Origin of the sequence: Paenibacillus sp. FSL K6-0276 (assembly GCF_037977235.1) — a bacterium.
Lineage (GTDB): Bacteria > Bacillota > Bacilli > Paenibacillales > Paenibacillaceae > Paenibacillus_AQ.
This window is the reverse complement of the sequence record NZ_CP150276.1, coordinates 3,108,961-3,131,239: the sequence shown is the minus strand read 5'-3', so window position 1 is coordinate 3,131,239 and position 22,279 is coordinate 3,108,961. Positions and strand designations below refer to the sequence as shown.

The 22,279-nt window shown below is 43.1% G+C and carries 27 protein-coding genes and 1 pseudogene; 5 read left to right on the top strand and 23 right to left on the bottom strand.

Annotated elements, in window-relative coordinates; translation table 11 throughout:
* Position 1 precedes the first annotated feature (1 nt).
* From MHH52_RS14800 to MHH52_RS14765, 8 genes and pseudogenes are all read right to left on the bottom strand, one after another.
* Positions 2-1,183, bottom strand: a complete 1,182-nt coding sequence (locus MHH52_RS14800; RefSeq protein WP_340003368.1) for a polysaccharide lyase 6 family protein — start codon at positions 1,181-1,183, stop codon at positions 2-4.
* A 282-nt stretch (positions 1,184-1,465) separates the two neighbouring features.
* Positions 1,466-2,176 carry a metallophosphoesterase family protein gene (locus MHH52_RS14795; protein ID WP_340003367.1) on the bottom strand — a complete coding sequence of 237 codons (711 nt, stop codon included), beginning with the start codon at positions 2,174-2,176 and terminating at the stop codon, positions 1,466-1,468.
* Positions 2,173-2,382, bottom strand: coding sequence for a hypothetical protein (locus tag MHH52_RS14790; protein WP_340003366.1), 210 nt, complete (start codon positions 2,380-2,382; stop codon positions 2,173-2,175). The genes MHH52_RS14795 and MHH52_RS14790 overlap by 4 nt, the downstream gene beginning before the upstream one ends.
* Positions 2,383-2,938: 556 nt before the next feature.
* Positions 2,939-3,442, bottom strand: a pseudogene (locus MHH52_RS14785) (IS3 family transposase); the annotation flags it as partial.
* Positions 3,443-3,597: 155 nt separating this feature from the next.
* Positions 3,598-3,735: a hypothetical protein gene (locus MHH52_RS14780; protein ID WP_340003365.1), complete on the bottom strand. Its 138-nt coding sequence runs from the start codon at positions 3,733-3,735 to the stop codon at positions 3,598-3,600.
* A gap of 87 nt (positions 3,736-3,822) precedes the next feature.
* On the bottom strand, positions 3,823-4,128 hold the full coding sequence (locus MHH52_RS14775; protein WP_340003364.1) for a transposase: 306 nt from the start codon (positions 4,126-4,128) through the stop codon (positions 3,823-3,825).
* Between the two features lie 357 nt (positions 4,129-4,485).
* On the bottom strand, positions 4,486-5,325 hold the full coding sequence (locus tag MHH52_RS14770) for an IS3 family transposase (RefSeq protein WP_340003362.1): 840 nt from the start codon (positions 5,323-5,325) through the stop codon (positions 4,486-4,488).
* A gap of 4 nt (positions 5,326-5,329) precedes the next feature.
* On the bottom strand, positions 5,330-5,590 hold the full coding sequence (locus tag MHH52_RS14765; protein ID WP_340003361.1) for a transposase: 261 nt from the start codon (positions 5,588-5,590) through the stop codon (positions 5,330-5,332).
* Positions 5,591-5,854: 264 nt separating this feature from the next.
* Here MHH52_RS14765 and MHH52_RS14760 point away from each other — a divergent pair, with 264 nt between their 5' ends.
* From MHH52_RS14760 to MHH52_RS14750, 3 genes are read left to right on the top strand one after another with little or no spacing between them, the layout of a single operon-like run.
* Entirely contained in the window at positions 5,855-6,292 is a 438-nt protein-coding gene (locus MHH52_RS14760; RefSeq protein WP_340003360.1) for a hypothetical protein, read from the top strand.
* The gene (locus MHH52_RS14755; RefSeq protein WP_340003359.1) at positions 6,279-7,388 is read left to right on the top strand and encodes a glycosyltransferase family 4 protein; all 1,110 of its coding nucleotides are present in this window, start codon (positions 6,279-6,281) and stop codon (positions 7,386-7,388) included. Before MHH52_RS14760 ends, MHH52_RS14755 begins: the two co-directional genes overlap by 14 nt.
* Before the next feature lie 37 nt (positions 7,389-7,425).
* Entirely contained in the window at positions 7,426-7,653 is a 228-nt protein-coding gene (locus MHH52_RS14750; RefSeq protein ID WP_313637312.1) for a sugar phosphate nucleotidyltransferase, read from the top strand.
* Between the two features lie 108 nt (positions 7,654-7,761).
* On the opposite strand, the gene MHH52_RS14745 is transcribed toward MHH52_RS14750, so the two are convergent.
* The gene (locus MHH52_RS14745; RefSeq protein WP_313637181.1) at positions 7,762-8,250 is read right to left on the bottom strand and encodes an imm68 putative immunity domain-containing protein; all 489 of its coding nucleotides are present in this window, start codon (positions 8,248-8,250) and stop codon (positions 7,762-7,764) included.
* Positions 8,251-8,572: 322 nt separating this feature from the next.
* Positions 8,573-9,289 (bottom strand): WGR domain-containing protein, encoded by a 717-nt coding sequence (locus tag MHH52_RS14740; protein ID WP_313637180.1) that lies wholly within the window; start codon positions 9,287-9,289, stop codon positions 8,573-8,575.
* 310 nt (positions 9,290-9,599) lie between these two features.
* On the opposite strand from MHH52_RS14740, the gene MHH52_RS14735 reads away from it, so the two are divergent.
* A complete protein-coding gene (locus MHH52_RS14735; protein ID WP_068585464.1) occupies positions 9,600-9,908 on the top strand; it encodes a hypothetical protein in 309 nt (102 codons plus the stop codon).
* Positions 9,909-10,366: 458 nt separating this feature from the next.
* Here the strand turns inward: MHH52_RS14735 and MHH52_RS14730 are convergent, their stop codons facing one another.
* The 8 genes from MHH52_RS14730 to MHH52_RS14695 all read right to left on the bottom strand — a co-directional run bounded on the left by MHH52_RS14730 (position 10,367) and on the right by MHH52_RS14695 (position 18,040).
* The gene (locus MHH52_RS14730; protein ID WP_340003355.1) at positions 10,367-11,203 is read right to left on the bottom strand and encodes a hypothetical protein; all 837 of its coding nucleotides are present in this window, start codon (positions 11,201-11,203) and stop codon (positions 10,367-10,369) included.
* 30 nt (positions 11,204-11,233) lie between these two features.
* On the bottom strand, positions 11,234-11,812 hold the full coding sequence (locus tag MHH52_RS14725; RefSeq protein WP_340003354.1) for a hypothetical protein: 579 nt from the start codon (positions 11,810-11,812) through the stop codon (positions 11,234-11,236).
* Between the two features lie 217 nt (positions 11,813-12,029).
* Positions 12,030-13,718: a DUF6138 family protein gene (locus tag MHH52_RS14720; protein ID WP_340003353.1), complete on the bottom strand. Its 1,689-nt coding sequence runs from the start codon at positions 13,716-13,718 to the stop codon at positions 12,030-12,032.
* 77 nt (positions 13,719-13,795) lie between these two features.
* Entirely contained in the window at positions 13,796-14,434 is a 639-nt protein-coding gene (locus MHH52_RS14715; RefSeq protein WP_340003352.1) for a hypothetical protein, read from the bottom strand.
* 63 nt (positions 14,435-14,497) lie between these two features.
* Positions 14,498-15,601: a hypothetical protein gene (locus MHH52_RS14710; RefSeq protein ID WP_340003351.1), complete on the bottom strand. Its 1,104-nt coding sequence runs from the start codon at positions 15,599-15,601 to the stop codon at positions 14,498-14,500.
* Between the two features lie 135 nt (positions 15,602-15,736).
* Entirely contained in the window at positions 15,737-17,068 is a 1,332-nt protein-coding gene (locus MHH52_RS14705; protein WP_340003350.1) for a hypothetical protein, read from the bottom strand.
* A gap of 582 nt (positions 17,069-17,650) precedes the next feature.
* Positions 17,651-17,833 carry a hypothetical protein gene (locus tag MHH52_RS14700; protein WP_340003349.1) on the bottom strand — a complete coding sequence of 61 codons (183 nt, stop codon included), beginning with the start codon at positions 17,831-17,833 and terminating at the stop codon, positions 17,651-17,653.
* A 30-nt stretch (positions 17,834-17,863) separates the two neighbouring features.
* Entirely contained in the window at positions 17,864-18,040 is a 177-nt protein-coding gene (locus MHH52_RS14695; protein WP_340003348.1) for a hypothetical protein, read from the bottom strand.
* Between MHH52_RS14695 and MHH52_RS14690 the strand changes: the two genes are divergently transcribed.
* Positions 18,039-18,176 carry a hypothetical protein gene (locus MHH52_RS14690; protein ID WP_340003347.1) on the top strand — a complete coding sequence of 46 codons (138 nt, stop codon included), beginning with the start codon at positions 18,039-18,041 and terminating at the stop codon, positions 18,174-18,176. The two genes, MHH52_RS14695 and MHH52_RS14690, sit on opposite strands and share 2 nt — an antisense overlap.
* Before the next feature lie 9 nt (positions 18,177-18,185).
* On the opposite strand, the gene MHH52_RS14685 is transcribed toward MHH52_RS14690, so the two are convergent.
* The 5 genes from MHH52_RS14685 to MHH52_RS14665 all read right to left on the bottom strand — a co-directional run bounded on the left by MHH52_RS14685 (position 18,186) and on the right by MHH52_RS14665 (position 22,111).
* The gene (locus MHH52_RS14685) at positions 18,186-18,950 is read right to left on the bottom strand and encodes an SMI1/KNR4 family protein (RefSeq protein ID WP_340003346.1); all 765 of its coding nucleotides are present in this window, start codon (positions 18,948-18,950) and stop codon (positions 18,186-18,188) included.
* Between the two features lie 216 nt (positions 18,951-19,166).
* Positions 19,167-19,640 carry a hypothetical protein gene (locus MHH52_RS14680; protein WP_340003345.1) on the bottom strand — a complete coding sequence of 158 codons (474 nt, stop codon included), beginning with the start codon at positions 19,638-19,640 and terminating at the stop codon, positions 19,167-19,169.
* A gap of 266 nt (positions 19,641-19,906) precedes the next feature.
* Positions 19,907-20,404, bottom strand: coding sequence for an SMI1/KNR4 family protein (locus MHH52_RS14675; RefSeq protein ID WP_340003344.1), 498 nt, complete (start codon positions 20,402-20,404; stop codon positions 19,907-19,909).
* A 118-nt stretch (positions 20,405-20,522) separates the two neighbouring features.
* Complete coding sequence (locus tag MHH52_RS14670; RefSeq protein ID WP_340003343.1) at positions 20,523-21,731, bottom strand: hypothetical protein; 1,209 nt, start codon at positions 21,729-21,731, stop codon at positions 20,523-20,525.
* 98 nt (positions 21,732-21,829) lie between these two features.
* Complete coding sequence (locus tag MHH52_RS14665) at positions 21,830-22,111, bottom strand: transposase (protein WP_313641918.1); 282 nt, start codon at positions 22,109-22,111, stop codon at positions 21,830-21,832.
* Between the last annotated feature and the right edge of the window lie 168 nt (positions 22,112-22,279).

Below are 22,279 nucleotides of genomic sequence, written 5' to 3'. Positions count from 1 at the left end.
TTTAGTCGGAGTCGGGACCGACGTCAATTCTTGTCAGAATAGCCGGACAACGAATATCCGCGACATCCGCTTTATGATTGTTAATACAAACCGCCGGAGACGGCCGGTATTCATAGATGGCCGGCTGCTCCTTGCCGCATATTCGATTGTAAGCGATTACACATTGCTCCGGCGCATAAGGAATCCGCTTGCCGAGGGTAATGCCGTGACGACAATTGACAATCGTATTATTCACTACACTGGCGCGATAGACGCGCCAATGTTTCCTCAGTTCCTCCTGCGTCGGCGCCTCGGGATAGCCGTCCGATCCGCCATCGTAGTTGCCGCCGTCAATGAGCAGCGCATCCAACGTCAAGCTTTCCATATAGTTATCAAAAATGTGATGGTCGTTGCCGTAAATGCGAAATCCGCCCATTTCTTCCTTCACGCCATCGCCGATAAATACATTATTATGAAAGCGATTTCCATGTCCGTGACGCGCTGTCACTTGGCCGGCGGAGTTAAGGAACGTGTTGTACCGAACTGTATTATAGCAGCTTTTTACCGAAATAATCTCGGGCTCTCCGTCGCAATTTTCAAACAGGTTGTGTTGAATTGTAATATAGCCGTTCGAGAGAGAGATGCCGGACAGGCCGAGCCGGATCGCTTCAAGCCCATTGACGACACGCGGGCCTATATGATGAAAATAATTATATTCAATGACATCATGCTGCGAGATTTGTTCACCGTCGCCATCAAAAATAACGAGAGGTCCGAGGTCGGCCTTTGGCCCGAACTCGTTGCGTTCGATCCGGTTCCAGCCGCTGCCGCTTCCCAGCACTGACAGCAGACTATACTCCGCCCCAACCTGTCGCGGCTCAAATCTATTCCGCGCAATCCTCACATGCCGCGAACCGTCCAGAATGATAGATTCGCGCTGCTCGACCTGGAAATGCAGTCCCCATACCTCTACATAAGCAGAGTTTAAGATGCGTATACTTGATTCTCCAGCGATCGTCGCTTTTCCTTTATTTACAGCGCGAATGCTTAATATTGCGGTGTCCGATCCTACTTTGCCTTCAATGATATAGTCTTCATTCCGTTCGTAAACGCCGTCTGCCAACAAGATCGAAGAACCAGGTTCTGCCCGGCCAATGGCTGCCGCCAACTCGTCGCTACTCGATACCCAATAAATAGTAGTCATTTTCCCACCTGCTTCCTATAGAATAGGCGGATATGATCCGCAGCCTCTGCAGGATCATATCCGCAACTTCACAACCTCTATTATGAAAGATACGTTTCCCATGCCATAGTGTAAAAAAATGAAGCAATCATAAAAATGTAAACTGAGGCGCAAAATAAGCGGGAATTACCGCCTTGCAAGCTGTAAATCGCAACCTGCCGGTGTACAATAAATGAGAAAGGACGTATCCTGACACCAAATCGTGGATACGTCCCCATTGTTGTTGCCTGCTCTCCCGCCCGCTTACCCGAAAAAGAAGTACGCAACCTTCATCTCTTCTTCTTTCAACAGCAACTTTTGTGCCGCTTCGAGCAAAGGCGTGCGGTCATAGACAAGACTTTTCATCGCTATTTTGCCATCGGTAATCGTGAAATAGTGCGCTTCTTTCGACGGATCGTCGCGACGGCGGTAGGACACGCTTCCCGGATTCAGCCACAAACTGTCGTCACTCAAATAATGAATGCATCTGCGATGTGTATGTCCGAAAATAATGCGGCGATCTTCTTCGGCCCCAATTGTCCTGACGTTGCGTTCCGCCCAGAAAGCATCGTACTTGGGCAAGCTATCAATCGTCAAATAGTTTTCGTACAGATGCTGCATTGTATAGCTATAGCCGTCCATCTCGAATGTGCGGTAGACCGGTATGCTTTCGAGGAAGGAAATTTCCGCTTCGCCGAGCAGCCTTGCATTGTAATGCGCCCACTTGATCTCATCCTCCGCCACATCATGACCGCTATTGCCGTTTCGGTACAGGTCGATAATAATGTCGTCATGGTTACCGCGAACACAATTCGCATCGTTCTTATGCACCCATTCGATAACTTCCCGCGGGAAAGGCCCGTAGTCTACAAGATCTCCCGCGCAATAAATCACGTCACAGTCGGATTCTGCCTTGCGGATCGATTCCAGCGTTTTGACGTTGCTGTGAATATCCGAAATAATTAAAGCTTTCATAATCGATTCAACTCCCTAAGATTCAACATTCTCAGCAGTACCGTCACCACATCCGCCCACGTAGCTTTATCGCCTGGCATGAAATGGTCCCGCACCTCAATGATTCCCGCGGCAGACGCCAAGGATACAGCCTGCCTTTCCCAGTCGGGGGTGTCTGCGCTGTCCGCAAACCACTGCGGCGCCGTCCACAACATTGGCCGGGACATAATTGGTGGATGGTTGCGACGAAATGGCCGTAACGGAACCTGCGTGTAACCCTATTTGACCATTCCCTTCAATCGGTAGCCTTCGGACAATATTCAGGCTGTAGACATTGCGTATCAGGCTGTTCTCTTCGTTTTTTAATTCCATGTTCAATTGGTTCACCTCGGCAAATGCGGAATGCTGTCTCCCGAAGACAGCAGCAAACACTCCGTCATTTCGAATTTAAGTGTTCTCCCATTTGTCGAGCGGCACTCTCCCTCCTTTATATAAAAAGATGGAACCTTGATAAATCGTCAAAAGCTAAAATCGCCCTCAAATATTCCAACTTCTTATCTACAATTTTTGGAATGGACATCAAATCTTAAAAAAGTCACTCATATGATCGGTATGTTTGGATGAACAGCCGCTGCCACAACTAAATAATCTGGCCTCCTTGTCATGGACACTTAAAAAGAAGGCTGCAAGGTAGCCGACAAAAGAATGGATTCCTTATCTCGACATATCTCACGAATAAGCATAGAAACATCTGTTCTTCTGTCAATAAAGTGGACAGTGTTGTTAGGAAGTTTTCTGGTAGTAGAGTTGCTCGAAACGTGACGGTGACAGATAGCCTAAGGTACTGCACGTTCGTTTTCGGTTATAAAATAATTCCAAATAGCGATACAGCTTCTCATACGCTTCTATTTTCGTTTTAAATTTGGGGACGCAATAGACCATTTCCCGTTTCAGTATGCTGTGAAAAGCTTCAATACAAGCGTTGTCATAACAGTTCCCAGACCTGCTCATACTCGCTTTCATCCCATACTGCTTGAGCTTGCTTCGGTACTCCTTGGAAGCATACTGCGCTCCTCGATCAGAGTGGTGAATGAGTCCAGGTCCGGGATTTTTCGCAATATACGCTTGGTTTAATGCATCCAGCACCAGATCGGTGGTCATCCGGTCACTGAGTTTCCATCCCACAATTTGTTTGGTGTACAGATCCAGAATACTGGCTAAGTACAGCTTGCCTTTGCGGCACGGAATGTAGGTAATATCCGCGACCCATTTCTCGCCCGGTTTCGTGGCTGAAAAGTCTTACTGGAGCTCATTTTTAGCGATGGGAAACGCATGTCTCGAATCGGTTGTCGCCACTCGAAATTTACGGGACATACAGGAACGAAGACCGTTTTTTCGCATGATAAAGCCGACCGTACGTTCCGATACGACCCAGCCTTCCTTTAAAAGTTCATGACGAATTCTCGGGCTACCATACCGTAATTCGGAGTCATGGTAATGCCACATAATTCGCTCCGTGAGGCGCTTTTTTCGCTTTGCTCTCTGGGATGGCGTTGCTGCACGCCATTTGTAGTAGTCACTCCGAGACACCTGCAAAACCTGGCACATCTTCTCCACTCGAAAGTCGGAGCGATACTCTTCGATGAATTGGAACCTCAGTTCTTTTCTTAGCTGAAGATGTGCAGCGCCTTTTCTAGAATCGCGAGTTCTTCTTTCAGATCTTCGATCTCTCGATCTTTTCGGCGCTGCTCTGCTTCAGTGGCTTTCAGTGTTTGCTCCAAATCACGGATTTTCTCCGGTTGATGGACGGTTTCCTGATCGAACTGACGATATTTCGCTAGCCACTGATGTAACGTGCTTTTGGGGATATTCAGTTCCTGCGCGACGTCAGACATCGTCTTCGTTTGCTCTTGAATGTACTTGACCGTTTGCTTTTTAAACTCTTCATTGTAGTGTTGCCGTTGTTCTCCCATGAGTGGACACCTCATCTTTCGTTAAGCTCATTATTCCTTTTCGCTAACGTTGTGTCCACTTTTTATTCTAGCTGCAATGTTTACCTCTCATCGAGTCAATTGTTCATAACAATGTGAAAACTGTCCTGTATTATGCTACTTATTGAGGTTTTAACTACAGTGTTTTTTTATTTAGATATCCATCAAATCGGTAATCGGACTATGTTCTTGTCCATTTCGGCAATCGGTACAAGTTCTTGTACCGATAAAATAAAAAAGCCGCTAAAATAGCGACTTTGGTCAAGACCCCATTTTATAGACACTGAAAAAAGCCCTAGCCAATAAGCTGCTTCCGGTACTGAACCGGAGGCAGCTTATTTAGCTTTCGTTGTGGCCGATGTTGGTTGTGAAATCGAATGTAATCTTCAATTTTCCTTTGTGCCTCACCATATTTCGGATATCATAAGGATAGAGTCCTTCCGTTTTGAGATGCGAGAAGAAGCTCTCCATGGAGGCATTGTCATAACAATTGCCTCGGCGAGACATGCTGATTCGGGCGCCAACCTTTGGCAGCATGTCGTGGTATGCATGGGACGTGTATTGGAATCCCTGATCGCTGTGAACGATCAGTCCGGTCACGTCTTTTTGCTGAGTCCATGCCTGCTGAAAGGTTCTGAGAACCAGTTCATTGTCGTTCCTAGCACTCATTTGATAAGCGATAATTTCGTTATTGAACAAGTCTTTAACGGCTGAGAGATACAGCCACTTCTCGCCTACACGATATTGCGTGATGTCTGTCACCCATTTTTGGTTGGGAGCAGCCGCCTTGAAATCCCGTTTCAATATATTTTTCGCTACCCGATCTCCTTCGGAAGAAGCATAATTACAACGATGCTTTCGGCGGATCCTCGAACGAATTCCTAGATCCTGCATGATTCTGAGTACCTTCTTATGATTCATCCAAACCCCGTGGTCTTGTAGCAGGAACAATTGAATTTGGCGATAACCGTAGACGCCATTATACCGTTCATACACCTGCTGAAAGAGTTCTTTCGCTGCCTGGTCCCGTTCAACTCCTTTTCGTTTCAAGAAAGCGTAATACCCACTTCTGGAGACAGCAAAGAGTTTGCAGAGATCGCTAACGGCATACTCTTTTGAGGCGCTCTCAATGACTCTATATTTGTTCGTTTCACCTCCTGCATCCAGATTTCCAAACACTTTTTTAGCATTTCATTTTCCAGTCTGAGCTTTTGAACATATCAATCTTGATCGATATATTCTTACGACGTCCTCGTTGATCCATTAGCCTAAATACGCCTAGCTCTCGGGAACTCTTCATCCATTTCTTTACTCGACTTTGATCTTGAATCTTAAAATGCTCCGTAATTCTCCGATAGGTCCATCTTTCCTCCACATGTAAACGAGTGGCCTCTTTTTTTATCTCATTCGAGTATGTTTTAAACTTCTGTTCTTTGATCGCCACAAAAATACTCCCCCTAGAGTAGACATTGGATAAACCAGGGGTTTTATCCAATGTCTATTCTAAGGGGTGCACTTCAGATTGAAGCCAATCCTGTTCAAGACTTTTTTCATGATGCGCAACTTCTCGGAAAGTGAAAGTGAACCCATTCATAGTTTTAGACCCGAGCCATTACTTTTTTGTGTTTTGCAACCTCCCTATACCCATTCCCTTTCATTCTTAGGGGCATATGATAATCCCATATATTTGATATATGGAGATGAGCAAATGACAACACCAATTGATGTGTTAATCCCAGCGATTGAGAAGGATCTAGCGACACTGCCCCATATGATCGATGCCGACACCGTGCTCATTCGTCCCAACGTCTTCAAGACAGGTGACAAGACCGTATTTTACTGCAGAAACTGGAGTCTGCCCGAATACTCCCGTACGTATAAGAAACTGATGGGAAAAAGCCGCTCTGCTAAATTATCCTTCGTTACTCATTACCTACTGTTCGAGAAAGCAAAAGTGAAGCAGTTAAAACAAGCGATTGAGTCCAAACATAACACGAGCTGGCACTCTGCCATTATGAGAAGTATGAATAAATCCAAGCAACGTTCCAAGATGTCTTCCCTGATTAAAACGTACCGGTCCATTCTTTTCACAAACGTAAAGGGTATCTTAAATCTTCCAAGGCTGTTGCCAAATGAAGCGCTATGAAGTGGTCTGGAAAGGACCGATACACAAAACAAGCGGTCTTGGCCGTGTCAGCAGAGCCTATGCAAGATCACTGAAGCGGCAGGGTGTTACCGTTCGATTAGGTGCGCCAAGCCATCGTAATATCGACATCCAGGGCAAAAAGGTACTGATTTATCACCATATTCCCAGTCACATGCAATGGAAAAAAGAGCACAGCGTGTATGATTCCATGATTTTGAATACCGTGTGGGAAACAAGCAAGATCCCCAAAAGCTGGCTTTCACATATGAACAAATTTGATGCGGTGTGTGTTCCCACCCTGCATAACAAGAGAGCTCTAAGGCACAGCGGGGTGAAAGTCCCGATTTTTGTCGTTCCTCATGGGGTAGACACCAAGGAATTTCATCCGAACAATAAGAAGATGTCTTTGCCGGGTGCGGCAGGGAAGTTTACGTTCGTGTCTGTCTTTGGTTTCCAGCATCGCAAAAATCCGGAGGGTCTACTAAGGGCATACTGGGAGGAATTTTCCTCTAAAGATAACGTGATTCTGGTGATCAAAACGAACGGATATGCGGCGAATGAGAACGAGAAGTGGATTCAGCAGAAAGTCATGCAATACAAAAAGAGACTGGGGATTCAAAAAGATACAGCCCCTGTTGTCATTATCGGCCGTCAGCTCAGTGAAAGCCGTCTCAAAGGCTTGTATACGCTCGGCAATGCCTTCGTCCTCCCCACCCGCGGCGAGGGCGTCGGCCTGCCTTTTTTAGAATCGCTGGCGAGCGGCGTACCAGTCATCGCTACAGGCTGGGGCGGGCAAACGGATTTCCTTACGCATAACAACTCATTCCTGGTTCCATATCAGCTGAGGAGCCCTTCAAGCAGCATGAATAGAGCCATATCCAGAAAGTTCAGCAGATTGTTTGCGCAAAAGGGACAACGCTGGGCCGAACCGGATCTGCACAGCCTCAAAAAGCTCATGAGGAAAGCGTACGAGAATCCCTATCTTTGTAAACGGAAAGGACACCAAGGGCGAAGGGATATGCTTCAGCTATCCTGGGATCGGGCGGGGAAGTTAATGAAAAATGCGATTGAAGAGGTCATTCGATCCAAGACATAAGGATGAAGGTGATGCTCCTTAAGGAAGGAGGAATGAGCTGCGTATTGTACTATTGTGCGGGGGATCTGGAAAAAGGCTTTGGCCTTTACCCAACGAGATTCGTTCCAAGGTATTTCTTAAGCTTTTTCCCGATATCCTGTTGCATTCTAAGGAAAATCTCGCTCTCCTCGGAACAAAGCCTATCACCATTGACACAAATATGCCCACATTTATGACATTAATCTCCCTACAATGTGTCTCTTCTCACCTTATCACAGTAAAATAAAAAGTTGATCTTTAAAATAGATCAACTTTTTAGTGTGCGTAAATTGAGGGCTTCTTCAAGATGAAGACTCCCCGCTAAACCTTCCCATATTCAAAGGCTATGACCAACTTATAACAGCTCATCTGCGATCATTTTTGCCTTTTCCGCAAGCTCCCTCATATCATCGGTCGGAACAAGCTCGGCTAAATCGTAGGACAGCGGATTACGGGAAAACTTGTTCAATTCATCCCGAAGCAGGGTTCTTTTTTCTTCGGAGGCATCAATATAAAGTTTGCACGGCTGTCTAGCCTCATCCAAATCATGCAAATCGACATAGCCTGATTTACGACTCTCCAACACAATGGCTGAAAGATCGATTAAAGTACCGCAGGCAATATCAAGTTCTACCCGAAACATGCCGTTAGCACTTCTCATATCAAATCCAATATTACCGCCGTTTTCCAAGTCTCCCTCGGAAAGCAGAACATCGAAACCCAAGTCCTTTAAAATCTGATTGAGCGTCACATCCGTTAAGTCCAATTGTTCCAAATAGTCTATTAATGCCAGCGAATCATCGGAACCGCCAATTAATTCTCCCCACCATTTGCTTATGTACATGTTCTTCTCCACTTTCTTTTAGGAATTGTAATTTGTACCGCTGTCAATAGAATAGACACATAGAATCGAGAAAATTAAGCTACAGAACGGTACGTGCGTTCACGCTGGTTGGGTGTCATATATCCAATGCTAGAATGAATGCGTTTCCGTTGTAGAAGCAAGTAATGTATTCAAAAATACGTTTTTTAGCACAAGCACGTGTCTTGAATTTCTCAAGTTACTTCGAATTCACCTAATTTAATTACCATTACTAATTCTCCGATTATGTTGTATATGAATGAATAACTATCCCTCTATGAATCTATCCTTATATCGAAGGTTGTCAAAATGAACATAAATCTTCAATCATTTTACTGCTTATTTCTGAATCCGTTCCCCAGTTCAAAATTTTTGCCGTTTGTTGAATTCTTTTCAAGGAATCAATAGCGCAATGCTTTAGCCCAGGATCAATTACCCCAGTTATTTTTATCTGACCAAAAGCGACAGCATAAGTGACCATATCACTTTGGATCATGTTCATCTCGTCAGTCTCTACTACTCTTTTTACTTCATCTTCTAACAAGCTGCTTACGGGAACATATTTCATTCCCCATACCTTTTCAATTATAAATTTAGGAAACTCAACAAAATTCAATTGACTTTTCTTTCGCAGATTTTCAGTTAATTCCGCCAATGTATCCGAGCCTTCATCACTGCCGAAAGGCGCTTCTTCCTCGCCGCAGTCATAATAAAAATCGTCTGTAAAATGTTTAACAAAATTAGGATGGGATGTCTTGGTATGGAGCCCTATTTCCTCATTATCAAAGTATAAATGGTTGATAAAATCAAAATTACTATCAGCCTGATAGCCTTTCTTTAACTTTTGTTTCATTAGTTTTTCAGCTTGTTTGGTACATTCTTCTTCAGAGTCAAATTCTTTGATCTCATATTTTCCGGCGGCGCCTGTCTTTCCATAATTCACAACAAAGTCACAGCCACTATAATCTATCCACCAAAATTTACTGGATTTTTCGTCATGAAAGGTGAATGATTGTTTCACTCTAACACCCCCTAAATAATACGTTTCAGATCCCAAGACAGCTTTGCCTAACCGTATATTGATCCACACGGTAAGAATCTGTTATTTTTTCATGAGCTTTGTTGAATGTAAAGTAATCTAGTGAATTGCTTCTTAAGTATGTTCTAGTAAGCATGGGAAACTTCACATAACAGACGACAATTGTTAAAAGAAAATAAACCATTAGACTAAGAAAATATAGTATTAATCTATCTGGCAGGATAATGCAAATGATGAATAGAATAGTTAATATTAAAAGGTCAATTTTACAGATACCTTTTACTATTTGGAGGTGGCGACTATACAAAAGTTAAGTAATTCCTTTAGTGGAGCACTTAGAACATTTTCATATTGGATAGCAAACGGTACAGTGGGATTACCACTTCTTGAGGGTATTGATTATTCTTGTATTTTTGAAGAACCAAGTGCACTAGAACAAGCATATGCCATATTTGCAAATGTAATCGAGATGGATGAAGTAGGGATAGTTTGTAATGCCAAATATGCAGAAATGAGAGCAGCACAGTATATTAGAAGTTATGTTGACAGTAGTTATAAGGTTGAACCAGAATTTGAAGACTGGGAAATTGATCTTTATTAGACAACATTAAGCTCTAACGAAGAACTATAGCTCAATAATAAGCGGCAGTCTAAAACTTTATTTTCTTCTTACAACAATTTCCTATATTACAGCCATTTTAACATAATATCCTTCATGTTTGATATCGTCCAATTGTTTTAGAACCTGAGTCATGTACTCTTCTTCCATATAAAAATCAAAGAGCATAACAACCCAAAGCACATCTCATATTCTTCAATTAATACTACCTTACGAATGTGTTTTGAAATTGATGTACCTGTATTAAGATTAGAAAATGCAGTAAAGTTTCTCAAACAAAAATAACCACATAGATGAAAGAAACCCGATTAACTTATTACGAGAATCGGGTCTCTTTCATGGCTTCATGATCAATATCGTATTATATAAATGCATGAAGAGTTACAAATTCCATTCGATAAAGAAAGTTCTGAATCAATCTATAGACCTACGGGAAAATGCTAAGACTTGTACATGTTCGTCAATCCGGGCCAGATCTGACACGAAGCACCACAGGAAGGGCAGCTCACTTGCCCGGCCAAATACGGGATGTGGCGCATGAGCCTGCTTTCTCCTATGTCGGAGCAAAGCTGCTGCAATACGACCAATTCGTTGTCCCTGATCGCCTGGGACGGCGTAATGGAGATAGATTCCTGCTCAGCATGAAATACAGGATCGCTCCGATAAGCCAGTAGCTTGTCGTCTTCAGGGGAAGGCCAAATATAGATATCTTCGCCGCAGGACAGACAAGAGGCCACATATTCGTCGCCTTCACTGAACGTGATTAGAACTTCAGCCGCTCCCCTCCAGCCTCGGTACGCTGCATCGGCCGCGATGACGTACCTTTTCTCTCCGTTGTCTTTGCCGACTTCAGCCGCAAAACGCATCATATCTGAGCTATAACCGGCCAGTTCTGCGATAGCGGTCATATAGCTGTTGTAGATATCCATACACACAACCATACCGGCTCGATCCATTAGTGGCTGTAGTTCAACCGGCAACTCATAACCGGCTCCGCTGCTTTCGCACCGATTGGCTTCGAACAGGCCACAAGTCACGAAAATATCCAGCTTGACCTCCAGACTCTGCGATCGATGGGCAATCTCGGCCAGGTAAGGGACTGCGGCCAGTGTGCTTGAATAAATGGTATTTTGATGAAACAACTGCTCCCAATACAATTCAACTGTTACAGCTTCCTCATACTGCTTCTGCAAGTGTTTGATCAACTGCGGTACATTCTCAGCAGAGCCGTAGGGACCATCCATTTTACCCCATACAAGACTGGCCAAATCCAGCATGCTATCCACCTCATTTTATGTTTGTGAACATTATCCTTTAATTGTATTTTCTACTATGCAAATGTTTTTAAATTTCATAGCTTCAAGTTTTTCTTTTGTTTGCTGTGTACACATCAACCAGTTGTGTTGATAGTCTTCTTTCGTTCTTATTGCTGTAAAGAAATCGGTATTAATAGGTTGAGGGTTACAAACATCAACATACATGTCAGAATAAATATAAACAATATCAACTTCTTTTTCTGGCAACCATTTTGCTCTCTTAATACGGGGTTTGCCGTTATTTAATGTATGTACTAACGGATTCTCTCTCCATTGTATCTCGTTCACTTTAAGTCCTGAAAAATTTTGAACCAGTTGCTCCGCAATGGAGCGGTGCGTGAACATTCCTTCTTGTAGAGATGCGTTCACACCATATGTTTCTATGAAATCTCCAACTTTTGAACCGATTACACCATATAAGCTTTCATTAGACCACATAGCTTCAATTGATTCATTTTCTTTAGGTTTGGATGGCATATCCTTACCTTTCCATGTTGTCGAAATATTAACATACCCATAATCATCATCTATAAATGACTTCGCATTAATAACCCAACCAGTGACCGACATTTTTCCACCTCATATAAATATCTGAAAATATAAATGAAGCATAGACGACAAACCCGAAACCGACCACAGCTAATAAAATTAAACCACCAAAATTAAAACACAACAGCAATCAATACATCATGCCTTTTTTAATACTCCTTGAGGAGACCCCGAGCAAAGAAAACTCAAAACGCCGACAACTTTTCCAAACACTTAATCATCGTTGTATTTGTAATACTTATCCCTTCCGGTTCGCTGCTGCCCAGACAGCCGCGAAACCGTCCGCGCACTCGCCCTTCTCTTTTTGCTGCCGTTTTTGCAGATTGTCCAGGCTGCCCCAGATCAGTTCCACCAGATGGCGGGCATAATGAGGAGCCAATGACGCTATAATTCTAGAGAGAGCTTGCAGATTCACTGCGGTTTCGAAATCTGTGCGATATTTGTTGAATTTACCGTCCTGGCATCTAAGCAGACAAGCGGTTATCGTCGGCAGCGTCGTTTCGTCAATCCCATACTGCTTAATGAATGCCCCGGCAAAAGCAGCCTGAACGGACTGATGCTCTTCATCTACACGCTCCATATAGGCCTTCACGAGCGGAAAATAACGTCGATTCGCTAGTCCCAGACCGAATGCCGCATACGTACCGGGCATACAGTTTTTCTCGACCTCTGTGTCTTCATACCATTCATGCTCCACCATCGCCAGCCGCACGTAAGTCTCCAGCTTCGGATGCAACTCCTCATACTGCAAAGCATTAGCAAAGAAACGATGGGTTTGCGATTTCGCCAGACCTGGAATAGATACTATGTTTTTGGCTTGCGATTTCAGCTTGATCTGATAGCTTCGGAAGAACCCTTTATCCAGCAGGCGACAAATAAAATCTAGACCCTTCGCATAACTGTCCGCACATTCTTCCTTGATTCGAATGGTGATAATCGAGAAAACGTCATGAGCCTGACATTCGATCTGTTCATCCTTATAAAGGATAACTTCTGCAGGAAGCGTTCCGCTACCCACCTTGAATACCTTGACCGCCCGCGTACTGCCTAGTTCCTTCAGCCTTTCCAGTAGATCGAGTCCATTTTTTCGACTGTAGTTGGGTTCGTATTTAATAATCAAAATGGCCGTTTGCAGAACCAGTTCCATTTGCTTCGGCTCCATAGCGGTCAAGTCGATACCCTCTTTTATTGTATGTTCAGCTTGCCCCCATCTGGACTTGACACTATGGAAGTAAATCGGCAAAAACACACTTTCAGCCCACTTTCTAAACGCATGAATAAATTGGGAACGATGCTCATCCAGCTTTGATTTATTACCTTTATTCCGTTCCATCACCAACCCATATACGCGCAAAATAAAGGCAGTATCCATATCCGGAAACAGCTGCGGATCGACCAGATGCCGAGAGAGAAAGAAGCTCTCCAGCGGATCAGTCGGATAAGACTGGCCTTCCAGTTTATCCTCGATATAGGCATGAATGCGCTGCAACAGAAGCTCACGCTTGCGCTGGTTCACATCGTTCAGTATGGGAAGTGTTTCGGAGCCGCCGACTTCGATGCTAGCTTGAAATCGGTAATTCACCAAGGCACTGTCCTCATAAATTTGCAGCTTTTGTCTGATTGCCTTTTCTAGCAACGGTATCAACACATTCTCTATTTCCTGATGGGTCAGCGGGTTTTCCAGACGAGTACCCTTGTGCTGACAGTCTGGTGAACCGTTAATCCAAGAATATAATTTGATTTTCCCATCGCTATACTCAATATGTAGAAGGTCATGAATGCCGATTTGAAGCGAAGTTCGCCCAGTAATTTCGTTTATGTCCTTTTCCTTTTTCTGTTCGATCTGTTGAAACCATTCATCTACTGCACCAAGTATTTCTTCCGCTACCGTGTTGATCAAATGGTTAAAATCGGCATCCAATTTCATTCCGTTTCCACCTTCCTGTGTTTGGTTCTGCTTTCTCCATCTTTCACCAAGATTGGTACACTCCTTGTATTTCCCACTCAAGGGAAATCGAGTTCTGGTGTAATCTTTTGAAAGATCTTCTCTACCTCGGCAGTATGGCTGCGCTCAAGTTCCTGCCATTGAACACACGACAAGAGCACAAACACATGGGTATCCGACAAATAAGAATCCCGAAACAACCGAATCTCAAACTGCTTTTGAATGATATCCGCAATGCCTCGAATCGTTATGTAACGATCGTTAGACGAAAACGTCAGTGGAATCGAATAAATTTCACCCGCGTATGACAGAGACAGTCCTTCATCCACCTCTTCCACGATTACTTCTTCAGGTAAAAATTTACCAAATAAACGGACAATCTCACTATCTTCTTCTCGCCAATCCACAATCACCCCGTACACCCAGGAAAACAGATTAGCTCGTACCGACGACAACCCCTCTTCCCTTGCTGCATGCAAGAAGTCCGTCCGATCATGGTCACTGAACACACCCGAATGCCTGTTCAAAAATGCATCAATATCCTCCACACTTCCGTGGAATAGAAATTCCAAATCGTGTTGTTCTATTTGTTTCATCACGCTCACCTCATCAAAGTTCTCGTTTGGCATTTTGCCTATCAACTCCGATTCAATTCTACTCTTCAGAATGGTTGACCATCCTGTCTCCAAATCTTTCACAACGTGCTACCATACCCCATCCCGCCAACGGGAAAAAGACGGTGGGGAGCTAGCTCCTACTCCTTACGTCTGTTGATGGAACAGGCATAGCGTGCGACAATCTGTACAAATCTCGATATACAACGTACCTTCAGAACTTTCCAACAATACGTCCCAAGGAAGCGCCGCGAGAAATTTCATGGTTTGGCCGCAATCCGGACATGTTCCAAAATGGGCATCCTGCACCCAATCCGGCCAGCCTCCGATCGTGATGACCTCATCACCACCACTAGCGTAATGCTTCGGTACAGCCTCGGCACTAAGTGTGAGCTGATTCTGGCTCATCTCCAGAAGCTCCGCCTCAGTACAATAATTTTCCGTTTCGAAAGACGGCTCATTAGACACGATTTCACTCCGGCCATCTTCCCCATAGCACACGAACGTCTCTTCAGAGAATGTGATGCAATTCGGACAGACGGGAATGGCGAGTATGCCATCGACCCCCAGAAAAGAAAATCGTTCATCAAGGCCATCCAGCCGCAGGACATCGATCAATCGGCAACCGCAATGCGGACAGTGCTGCTCCAATAATTGACCAGCCTTTGCTGCCTGATCGACGCCATCTCCCGGCAGCATCGTGTAACATCGCTCGAAGTACAATGAGCTGCGATTCCCCTGATCATCGAAACGCCAGCCACCGTGATGAGCATAGACAGACGGGTTCACATACAGCTTGCTGCGCCAGGGCAACGGGTTACTCTCCAGCCTCAGGAATGCTTCCTGAATGACTTCATCACCTTGCATTGCAAGGCAGAGCAGCAAATGACTTGCTTTATCACATGCAGGATCAAAAAGACGAATAAGCAGCTCATCACGCACCTCGGGTGAAGCATTCCGATAGAGCTTAGCTGGAAAGAATATACCCTTGTCGAACGCTGCTTGTGCAATTTGCGCAGTGTTGATGTCGTGATAGCCAAGCAACCCATTGAAGTCTTGATAAACTTGATCCCACTCCCCAATCGTTTCAATATTCGAGATGATCGATTCAACCATTTTCTCCACTTCTTCACTGCTCATAGCCTGGTAGGCTTCCCGCTGATTCTTATTTCGACAGCGATAACAGATTCCATTAAAAACAATAGATTTTCCGCATTCTTGGCATTGATTCGACATATTTATTTGCATCATACTCACTCCCACTCTTTTGTCCTCGCGCTAATGAAAACATTTCATCTGAGCAGGTAGTCATTAAAAAGCCAATCCTCTTTGACTTCATGTACTGCTTGAGGCGCTGCGAGAGCAGCTACTCCGCCCCTTCTATTGCTACTTGAGTAGCTTGTTCTTCAGATCCTCGGCCGTGTCCGGCTTCCAATAGCTTATTTTTAATTTCTGCTCCTGAACCAATTGTCCAACCTGTTCAAAAAGCGCTGCTCTCTTCTGGGCTGGCCAATGGGTAAATGACTGCAAATCACTAGACACATTCCAAATTGAGGTTGCATTTTCCTTTTGGGACCATTTTTTTATAAGAATCGATTCAACGTCCTCATAACCTATCCGATACAAAATACCAACATATGTCGCGCCAATTCCATCATCCAGAATCGCTCTTTTCAGAAAATACGATTGAACCTTTTGGCAACAAATTTTATTATTTAGCGGAAGCAGATCACCCAGCACATCATCAAATTCTCCAGTTACTCTTCCAACATAATAGCTCGTTTTAATAAGACCGCTTAGCTTTTTCTTCTCCGGATCAGCTGCCAAAAGTTCTATCCAGCGCACATCCAAATCCTCAAACAGCAGCGGTTTAAGTGAAAAATATGTATCATCCCTAAGCATATGACCCCAGCCAAACAAAAACGTATGCCGGTTTTGCTTAGGATCAAACTTCACCGTACCTAGCACGTTCAAAATAAAACACTGCGCCACCGGATCTTTGTAATACTGTGAAAAGGCCTCGAAAACATCGCCAGCAGGCTTGGTTAGAAGCGCAGAAGCGAAGACAGGAGACAGCCAGGCTCCCCCATATTGTTCATATAGCTTGCAAGCCAGCGCTTGCAGCCTAATATCTCCATCCATCAAAACAGAGCCAGCCAAAATCATAGGAAAGGCTTGCTCTAAAGTCATACCTTCCAACGTATCGCTTATATCAAAGGAAGAAGTATCTCTGTGGGTTAACTTTAGTACCTCGCTGTCGCGCTTAAATGATGAAACCTTCTGGATATGCTCTGCTGCAAGCTCATACACCTCGCACATTTTCTCACTCGCTTTGCCCGGCATCATGCCAAGTAAGGCAAGCAGTGTTTCATGCTCTTCCCAGCTGATCTTGCTGCCAGGCTTCTTCTCCAGAAACGTCTGCAAAAAAGCTAGCAATCGATCAGCAAGCAGATCCGACACTGTATTCGAGAATGTGTGGTTTAATATATTTTCGCATTTTTGAGGTGACTTTAATAGCTTTTTCCAATAAGCTGTAGCCGGTTCATAATCAATCTTAGCCAGTGCCCTCTGGGCGGCAAGCTTACTCTTCCCGCGCTCTGTACTAGCCAGATGCAACAGCTCAGGCGCCTCTTTAGCTCCGAGCTCCGAGATAGCCTTCTCTCTGCTACTCCCTTTTGGTGGCAATGCATCGAAAACTGGCTGATTATAATCTGTCATTACTGCGTTCCTCCTCATCCTGAATATTTCTATTATAGTAACATGACAAATTTTTCCGATATATAGTTCTGACTTCCTATAAAACACACCCTGCATAACCCGCCTTCTTCTACCAAATGCCGATCATGTCAGCAACTTCGTCTTCAAAAAGTTAGCTTAATGCCCATTCCCAGTCTAATACTATAATTTTTTCCGACAGTAGTAAGAAAAAAGCCGATTATTCCTTAGCAGGGAAGATCGGCTTGTTATTTTCAATAATGTCATATCGTATGTTTTGCGCTTTTTGTTGGTATGACCCCAGATAGAGAAACTAGATATGTATTCAGGTCTATCTCTGTCCACTTGCTGTATTTTTTTGCGTATAACAACCCAAAAGCACGCCATGCTGCTACATCTTGTAACGTACTTTCTTCATTTCCGGAATTAACAACAGTCATTTAACACGCTCTATTATAAAAAGAATCGATTTTCAAACACTAGCATATCAGGTTTATATGATGAAGACCCTACTATGGTCACTTATTTATTTGGTTAAACAACTGCTGTTCCTTTTTGCCAAGAGGTCTGATTTTCTCGGCATTTTTAAAATTTTCGATAGCCTTTGTTAGACTGTTTTTGATCGATTTCTCTGTATGGTCCGTCTTGGATTTGGCCATCCATTTTTTCCGTAAGATCTGTACTGTGCTTTCTTTTTGCTATGTAATTTTCTGAAAAATCCGCTACCCACATAAAAGATTGAATATCTTCAGATTCCACCTGTTTCATGACTTTCACTTCGTATATAAAAAAATAACTTCAATTATCAAAGATATTACCGATGTGGATCTGTTCCAAAATCAATTCATCCAAGCTATCTGCCTGTTTCTCAAAAGGATCATCCACTTTAAAAACTGCATCAAATCTGGAAATTTTAGAGTTGAAGGAAATAAATACGAAGATCAAGGCGGAAGTGATTGATTTTTTATCAGACATGACTAAGCTGACACAGTTGGATTTTCAATATATTGATTTTAACAAGAAACGCATAGAAATCATTTATGCTATTGATGAAGAGAGCAACAAGCAGAACGGCAATAATAACCGATTTGAGCTTATCAACGGTCCGTGAGTTTACATTTCACAAGTTCTTGTTGTGATATGCAAACTCTTTCTCAATTAAATCTTCGAAACTTTTTGTAAGAAGTTTTATTTTATTTTGTTCATGGGCATAATAATATATTTTTGTTAGATCATTAGATTCAGAAGTATCCCATAAAACCAAGTCCCCATCAGCTTCTTTCCAAAACTCACCAAGAACATAATATTTTTTACCAAAAAACTCAAGAGGATATATATTTTCAAATTCGATTTTAATACCTTCTAAAGAGATGGCTGACACTGTTTGAAAAAATTCCGCAATATCTTCAGGCATTTTTATACCAGAGGTTGTTTCAAATTTTTCGACTTTTTCATTGTTTAATCCAACGTGAATGAAATCACTTTCATCAAAATTGTATTTCAATGAATTTGAAAACTTGGGATATCGATTAAAAATTTCAGGAAATTCAGCTTTTATTTTTCTTAACCGCTGTTTCTCCATTTCTAAGTTTGCTTTATAGGATTCTTTCAGTTCTTTCTCATAGTTTTCCTGATAAACATTTTCTTTCACATAAAGGATCTTGCTGTCATCTAAATATTTAATTGCTCCTTGTTGACTGCGCAAAATAGGTAACCAACGGAACCCATGCATACAAGGTTTAAGCCTCAGATATTCACCACGATTTAAAAATGACTCCAACTGCTTGTTATGATTATTCCACCAAGTGCTCCATTCTTCTGGAGAAGTCCTACAAGACGCCAAGTTTATCAATTGTTCAATTAATTCTTCTTTTATAATTGACATTCGTTCTCTCCTACATATCGTTTCTAAACTAATTAATAGCATCGCTTAACTTGACTCTCTATAGATCCTTTCGTTCATCCATTTTTGTGCATATATGCACGTTTATTAGAATTATCAAACTTAATATCAAAGGTCTTTTCTGTTCCATTTAACGCCATAGCTAGGTCACGTAACTTGAAATAGTTATTCCCGAAAATGTTACAAAATGATTAAACCTTACTCGGATTTTATGCAAGTCATTTTAATTTGGGTGAGGTTTTCTAAGTTGATTTCGATTTGTAATTCGGTATGCTCATTAATAGCGATTAGGATTTTATCTTTAATTTCCAAGTTTTTTATAGGGTTTGAATTTTCAAAAAACATTCCCCATACCAAACGGTCTTTAGCATCCGTACAAGCAATAAATCCTTCATTTCCCATTTGACCATCACCGCCATGGATTTTCCCGTCTTGATAATCAATACTGACCCGTTCATCAACGATCGTCCAATAATCATCATTATACTTTGCTATGCTTTCAATGGTTGTGTCACACATGGGAGAGCAAAAAAATTCACTTTCTTTTGTGTTGGGGTCATATAGGCTGTAACAATTTAAAATTGTTACAGTGCCATTTGGAAAGACGATGCAATTAATGCCGGGCAGTTCATGCTTTTCAAGATTCCAATGTTCCGAAATACTAATATTCATAATAAATCTTCCTTTACATCCTATTTTAATACAACATAATTCTGTACTTCGCATTAGTTTATTGTTTTGAACTATACCAGATTAGCCTCCGCCATTTTTAGATGAGGTTTTCAGCCTGTGAGCTGTCCGTTATTGCTATTTGTTTTCCATTAATTTGCGGTTTGTGACAGCTACGCTAGTACTAGCCCTACTAAAAAATAATGAACCAGCCTACTTAATTTTCAGCTGATTCATTTCATATACTACTGTTTTTATGCATTGTTTTTCTATTGCATCTCTATTGTATTAGACATGATTAATTGAAAAAAATCTTCAAGACTATTTGCTGTTTTTTCTACTTCTTCGAATTCAGGTTCACATCCTTGTACAATAGCACCTATATCATTCGTTAAATCAATTGCATAGAATGAATATCCATCATCAACTGACATAACTATGGGTAGATATTTATCCCACCATGAAATTATTTCTGATTTCCATTCCTCATCATTCTCTGTTGCTTCTAAGCTTAACTCTTCAAATTCATTCCATTTAAATGCACTATCCGAGTTATTATTATACTCATCCTCACATATAAACCATGTTTTCTTACTAGGCGTTATGCATTCTTTAACCCTTTTTAAAAAATCTAGATAACCTTCGGGAATTTCTTTATACCTTGATGCTATACTATCATTTAAATTTAATTCATATTCAGATTTATCAGTTATATCCCATCCATTATCTTTAGTCCAACTAATGAATTCACTGCATTTCTTATTCATAATTCCTCCTACCGGTTGAACACCCTTATGCTGGATACTGCAACTCTTAACCAAATACTCTCATAGAATTGCTCGAAATTTGCCGATTTCTTAGTGCCCGTTCATTTCCTCATTTCATTTAGTAATCGCGCACTGCATCGAACCAGCGCTGAGCCATCTGCTCTGTTATAGGCTGGCCAATCAGGTGATCAGACTGGCTGAGTTGCCATACCGCTTCACCAATGTCTTCTCGTTCGGTGGTTTCGATACCTTTGAGGGTATTGAAGCGCACGGTGAAAGCGGTAATGGCCGCCTCGGCATCGGCCATGCTTCGGGCCTGGGCCAAGTTTGCCTGTGCAATGTTGTAAGCTTCGTTAGCCAGCTTGGCCAGACGTTTAGGCCAGGACGAGAACGGGCGGCCAAACACAGTCGTCCACCACTCAGGCTTTCGCAATTGGCTCACTGAAGCATGGTCGGTCCACGCGCGTGTTTTATCGCGTGTTTTCATTTGCTGCTTTAGGCGCTTGCCCGCGATCTCTTCCACATTGTAGGCGATAAATCTGTCAAGCAACGGCCATGTGTTCAAGGGCGGCAAGTCCCCCAAATCTGGCATGAAGCGTAGCTCCAGATTTGTTAACCGGGCATGACGAGCCAGCAAGTCCATGTCACAGAAGTTCCCCCACAAACTCAGTGAGTTAAGGTTTGGGAACCGGTTCAGACACTCCAGCGAGATGGGCTGTCTTAGCGGCGCGTTCCGTAGCGTCAGGCTCGTCACTTGGTGCAATTCACCCAGGTCGGGCAGCAAGTAAGAAGTATCATTCTTGCGTCGGCTAGTGCGCGGCGCTAGTGTTAGAGAAGATGGCATATCGCCAGTGGCCGAGAAGCGTGATAGATCGCCGGACACGCTCAGGCGGAAATGCCGCTTCGGAAGCTTCAGGCTCAGACGCCCCCCGGACGGGTCCAACTTGATATGCAAGCCATGCAAATTGGATTGTCTGGCGTCTGCCACCGTGTCTGCAAACAGGATCGGAGCCCACGTCATCTCTTCAATGGGACGTTTCTGTGCCCAATCAAAAAAGCCTGCGTCACTGCCTGTATAGTGCAGAAATCGCGGCCAGGGCGAGCCCGCCGGAGTGGCAAAGGCATCGAATACGGTCCAATCGATTAAGGCATCAGGCGCAACGTGAAGATCTGCCTTCTTCCCCAATTGCGACGGTCCAATGGATAGACTGCCCACACCGGGCTGAATGACAAGAGTGTGACTGCGAGGACCTGTCAGGTCGATGGGATAACGACCAGCTTCTCTAAAGGAACCAGCAGTAGGACGAGCTTGATTATCATTTGGCATTTCTATCATCCTTTCTTCTAAACCATATCAAGTCATTTCGGCAAGTGCAGACATTAGTCCATGCCATGCGTGGCCTCCTTGACGACAGGACTTTTCATTCAATAGGTTAATTGCATTAGTTTGTCCTTTGTGTTTAACCCGCTTGTGTTCTCCTTTAAACTCAGTCCTGCCAGATTTGCGATCTGTTTCGGATGATGGTAACTACTTATGTCACCAATCTCTGCAATGAAGCCAGCTACTGTATCTCTACCTACTCCTTTAATGGCAAGCAATTGTTCTACACCCGGTATTTGCTCAATTAATTCGCTGAGCTTTAGATCAAGTTCATCGAACTTATCCTGAATAAGTAGGTACTGTGTAAGCAGTAGCTGAATCTCCATTTTGGCTAAATCCTTGCGCTACTTAATGCCTACAGAACGTTTCGCTGCCGATTTCAGGTTCTGTATTCTACCCATACCCCAAATAATCGTCAACCTTAGAGAAATACGTGTTAGACTGTGCCCATAATTAGAAACAGCGACAATCATGTTCGAGAAAATAAAATCTTA